Genomic DNA, 4908 nt, shown 5'->3' with positions numbered 1-4908 from the left:
ATATAATATGATACAAGGAAATATTGAACCGCCGTATGCCGAACGGCACGTACGGGTGGTGTGAGAGGGGCTACAGGTTAGCCCCTACTCGATTTTCCTATTATTATTATTATGGTATCCTAATAATATAACAATATTAAAGGAGGACTTCATGAATTACATAAAATTATTAATATTGTTCATAATAGCATTTTTGATATTATATTTTTTTTATATGAGATTTATAAATAAAGCAGATTATGAAGAAAATATTTTGTTTTATTTTATATTTATTAACGTTTTTTTATTAGGTTTACAAGACAATTTATATTTCGATTTTGCGAGAATTGTAGTATTTGTAATATTAACATTTATACCATGGTCGATTTTTAAACTTTATTTTCAGACCAAAAAAGGTAAAAATATAATAAAAAACCCGCAAATATTAAAAGTAGAACTCATAGCAGTGTCGGTCATATCAATAATATGTCAATTGATTTCTCATATCTTGATTAGTAAAGATATAACAATCTATAAATATACACTTTCTGAGTTTAAGTTTGCAGTAATTTGTGCGACTATTTTAACTATAATAGTTAAGTTATTAATGGATAGAACAATATTAAAGAAAAGTTTTACAATTAATAAAAAATATAAAAAATATTTTATTTCCAGTGAATTGATATCTGTTTTAATTTATACAATCACAAATTTAAAGTACTTAATCAATATTGGAAATTTAAATTTTTATATAAAATGATTATTTTTAGGAGAGAGTTTTATGTTTTTCATATTATTTATCTATGGACTTATAGCCGTAATTTATCCCATTAGAATCCGAAGCGAAAGAGAAGATTTTAAAACTAAACAAGATATATCCTATGATTTTTTCGCTCATACCATACTTACAATATCTATAATTTTTTTAAGTGAATTTAGCTTAAATTTATCATTTATTAAAATTTTTTTATTATTTTTAGCTGTCAGGCTTGTTATATATTTATTGGGGAAGACTGATAAGTATTCATATTTACCTAATGACCCTAAGTTTACTAAAGTTGAAGTTATAGTTATTTCTATAGTAGGATTTTTATTTGAAATATATTATTTTATGCAACTTGAGAGTGGTCATGTTATATATACATTGACAGAGAATAGATTTAAATTTGGATTATTTATTTCAGTAATATTTTTGATGTGGATTACATATTTATCTGTTAAAAGAGTTTTCGAATATATCATGCCCGAGAAAGACAAATACAGAAAGATATTGTTAGTAACAGAATCTATATATATTATAATTTATGTGGCATTTACGACCTATTATTTTGTAAATTCACACATATTTATATTTCGATAAAAATAAACGCTGAGTTTGTGCTTGGCGTTTTTTATATTTTTGCTAAAATATAATAGAACAAATAAAAATAGGTCAAAAAACTTTCTTGTGATAAAATTAGCTTAAAAATTGCGAGTATTAAAAAAATTGTCTATTATTTGAGAGAATTTAGCGATTTTATGTAATTTTTTGTTGACTTAAATGAGTTGTAATGATAAAATTGATGAGTATTTGAAATGGATTAGGACTACCGATAAAAGGTAGTTCTAATATTGTCCAAATATTATATAAATAAAAGGCAGGAGGTGCAAGAATGCCAACAATCAACCAATTAGTTAGAAAAGGTAGAAAGAAAATTGAATCCAAATCAAAATCACCTGCTCTAGACGTAAACTATGACACTCTTAAAAAGACTGAAACAGAAGTTAATTCTCCACAAAAAAGAGGAGTTTGTGTTGCAGTAAGAACAGTAACACCTAAAAAACCGAACTCAGCCCTTAGAAAAGTAGCCAGAGTACGTCTTACTAACGGATACGAAGTAATGGCTTACATTCCAGGAATTGGTCATAACTTACAAGAACACAGTGTTGTTCTAATTCGTGGTGGAAGAGTAAAGGACTTACCAGGGGTAAGATACCACATTGTTAGAGGTACCCTTGATACTGCAGGAGTACAAGACAGAATGCAATCAAGATCTAAATACGGTACTAAAAAACCTAAGAAATAATTGGATTTTTAACGTAATTTATAGATTTTTTGGCTTACGGGCTCAACCTGAGTACCAATGAATCGACTGAAAAAATAGTTAAGGAGGGAAGTTATGCCAAGAAAAGGACATATCCAAAAACGTGAAGTTATGGCAGATCCTGTTTATAATGATGTTGTCATCACTAAACTTATCAACAATATTATGCTTGATGGTAAAAAAGGTACTGCTCAAAGAATAGTTTATACAGCTTTAGAAGTAGTTGCAGAACAAACAGGAGAAGACGCACTTGAAGTTTTCTACAAAGCTCTTGAAAATGTAATGCCAGTGCTTGAAGTTAAAGGTAGAAGAATCGGTGGAGCTACTTACCAAGTTCCAATGGAAGTTAGACCTGAAAGACGTCAAACACTAGGACTAAGATGGATTGTAAAATATGCAAGAGCCAGAGGAGAGAGAACTATGGACCAAAGACTTGCAAAAGAAATTTTAGATGCATCTAATGGTCTTGGTGGCAGTGTTAAGAGAAAAGATGAAATGCATAGAACAGCAGAAGCTAATAAAGCATTTGCTCACTATAGATGGTAATAAGGGGAGGAATTTATGGCTCGCGACATACCATTAGAAAAAGTTAGAAATATTGGTATTATGGCCCATATTGATGCTGGTAAAACAACTACTACTGAACGTATCCTATTTTATGCAGGTAAAATTCACAAAATAGGAGAAACTCATGAAGGCGCAGCACAAATGGACTGGATGGAACAAGAACAAGAAAGAGGTATCACAATTACTTCTGCTGCTACAACAGCTCACTGGCAAGATTATAGACTAAATATAATTGATACTCCGGGACACGTTGACTTTACTGTAGAAGTAGAAAGATCACTTAGAGTTCTTGATGGTGCAGTTTCACTATTTGACGCCAAAAGTGGTGTTGAACCACAATCTGAAACAGTTTGGAGACAAGCTGACAAATATGGTGTACCAAGAATTGCTCATATTAACAAGATGGACGTAACTGGTGCTGATTTCTTTAGATCAGTTGGAACAATTGACAAGAAATTACAAGGTAATCCAGTGCCTATTCAAGTTCCAATGGGAGCTGAAGATGATTTTGTCGGAATGATAGATCTTGTTGAAATGAAAGCTGAAATTTATAAAGATGAACTAGGTAAAGAAATTGAAATTACTGATGTTCCTGATGAATATATTGATTTAGCTAATGAATATAGAGAAAATCTAATCGAAAAAGCTTCTGAATTTGATGAAGACTTGATGATGGCTTATCTTGAAGGTGAAGAAATTGATAAAGAACTTCTTAAAAAAGCTATCAGAAAGGGAACACTTTCAGTTAAAATGACTCCAGTTACTTGTGGTTCTTCATACAAGAACAAAGGGGTACAACTTCTATTAGATGCTATTATTGATTATCTACCATCACCACTTGATGTAGAATCAATTAAAGGACTAGACCTGGAAGGAAATGAAGTTGCAAGACATCCTTCTGATACTGAACCATTCTCTGCATTAGCTTTTAAAATTGTAACTGACCCTTATGTAGGTAAACTTGCTTACTTTAGAGTTTATTCTGGAGTTTTAAAAGCTGGTTCATATGTTATGAACGCTACAAAAGGAAAGCGTGAAAGAATCGGAAGAGTTCTTCAAATGCACGCTAACAAAAGAGAAGAAATTGACGAAATCCATGCAGGAGAAATTGCTGCTGCAGTTGGTCTAAAAGACACATCTACTGGAGATACTCTTTGTGATGAAAAAGAACAAGTTATTCTTGAAAACATGGAATTCCCAGAACCAGTAATCTCTGTTGCAATAGAACCTAAAACAAAAGCTTCTCAAGACAAGATGGCAGTAGCACTTGCTAAACTTGCTGAAGAAGATCCAACTTTCAAAACATATTCAGATGAAGAAACTGGACAAACAATTATTGCCGGAATGGGAGAACTTCACCTAGATATTATCGTAGATAGACTTCTAAGAGAATTCAAAGTTGAAGCTAACATTGGTAGTCCACAAGTTTCTTATAGAGAAGGTATCAGACAAGCCTCTGAAGGTGAAGCTAAATATGCTCGTCAATCAGGTGGACGTGGACAATATGGTCACGCTAAAATTAGAATTGAACCCCTTGAAAAAGGTGCAGGTTTCGTATTTGAAAATGCAATCGTTGGGGGAGCAATTCCTAAAGAATTTATTGGACCTACACAACAAGGTATTGAAGAAGCACTTCAATCAGGTGTTGTTGGTGGATATGAAGTACTTGACTTAAAGGTAACACTTTATGATGGATCATATCACGAAGTTGACTCTTCAGAAATGGCATTTAAAATTGCCGGATCTATGGCAACTAGAGATGCATTAGCAAAAGCTGATCCAGTGCTACTTGAACCGATGATGAAAGTTGAAATTACAACTCCAGAAGAATATATGGGAGATGTAATTGGAGATATTAACTCTAGACGTGGAAGAATGGAAGGAATGGAACTTGTAGCAGGAGCTCAAGTTATAACTTCTTACGTGCCATTAGCTGAAATGTTTGGTTACGCAACAAGCCTTCGTTCTAACACTCAAGGTAGAGCAACATACTCAATGCAATTCGATCACTACGAAGAAGTACCAGCTTCAATTGCAGAAGAAGTAGTTGGAGATAAAGATAAAAACAATTAATTTTAAGGAGGAATAAAATGAGTAAGGAAAAATTTGAAAGAAATAAACCCCATGTAAACATAGGAACAATAGGACACGTTGACCACGGTAAAACAACATTAACAGCGGCGATAACGCTAGTAATGAACAAAAGATTCGGTGGTGGAGAATTCGTAGACTATGCAAACATAGATAAAGCACCAGAAGAAAGAGAAAGAGGAATCAC

At 32.4% G+C, this 4908-nt stretch carries 6 protein-coding genes; all 6 read left to right on the top strand.

The window, feature by feature from the left end; translation table 11 throughout:
- Positions 1 to 151: 151 nt before the first annotated feature.
- Positions 152 to 739: a hypothetical protein gene (locus tag ABID14_RS09980; RefSeq protein WP_354369605.1), complete on the top strand. Its 588-nt coding sequence runs from the start codon at positions 152 to 154 to the stop codon at positions 737 to 739.
- A gap of 21 nt (positions 740 to 760) precedes the next feature.
- Complete coding sequence (locus tag ABID14_RS09975; RefSeq protein ID WP_354369603.1) at positions 761 to 1339, top strand: hypothetical protein; 579 nt, start codon at positions 761 to 763, stop codon at positions 1337 to 1339.
- 292 nt (positions 1340 to 1631) lie between these two features.
- Positions 1632 to 2045 (top strand): 30S ribosomal protein S12, encoded by a 414-nt coding sequence (gene rpsL / locus ABID14_RS09970; RefSeq protein ID WP_354369601.1) that lies wholly within the window; start codon positions 1632 to 1634, stop codon positions 2043 to 2045.
- Between the two features lie 93 nt (positions 2046 to 2138).
- Positions 2139 to 2609: a 30S ribosomal protein S7 gene (gene rpsG / locus ABID14_RS09965; protein WP_354369599.1), complete on the top strand. Its 471-nt coding sequence runs from the start codon at positions 2139 to 2141 to the stop codon at positions 2607 to 2609.
- A 15-nt stretch (positions 2610 to 2624) separates the two neighbouring features.
- Positions 2625 to 4703, top strand: coding sequence for an elongation factor G (gene fusA / locus ABID14_RS09960; protein WP_354369597.1), 2079 nt, complete (start codon positions 2625 to 2627; stop codon positions 4701 to 4703).
- 17 nt (positions 4704 to 4720) lie between these two features.
- A partial coding sequence (locus ABID14_RS09955) for a GTP-binding protein (protein WP_354368114.1) occupies positions 4721 to 4908 on the top strand: 188 nt, incomplete at its 3' end.

The sequence above is a fragment of the Peptoniphilus olsenii genome (assembly GCF_040545475.1).
GTDB lineage: Bacteria > Bacillota > Clostridia > Tissierellales > Peptoniphilaceae > Peptoniphilus_A > Peptoniphilus_A olsenii.
The sequence above is the reverse complement of the archived record's forward strand: the minus strand, read 5'-3'. Positions and strand labels throughout refer to the sequence as shown.

Coding starts and splice junctions, on each gene's coding strand:
- ABID14_RS09980 (WP_354369605.1), top strand. CDS start 152: ATGAATTACATAAAATTATTAATATTGTTCATAATAGCATTTTTGATA.
- rpsL (WP_354369601.1), top strand. CDS start 1,632: ATGCCAACAATCAACCAATTAGTTAGAAAAGGTAGAAAGAAAATTGAA.
- ABID14_RS09975 (WP_354369603.1), top strand. CDS start 761: ATGTTTTTCATATTATTTATCTATGGACTTATAGCCGTAATTTATCCC.
- rpsG (WP_354369599.1), top strand. CDS start 2,139: ATGCCAAGAAAAGGACATATCCAAAAACGTGAAGTTATGGCAGATCCT.
- fusA (WP_354369597.1), top strand. CDS start 2,625: ATGGCTCGCGACATACCATTAGAAAAAGTTAGAAATATTGGTATTATG.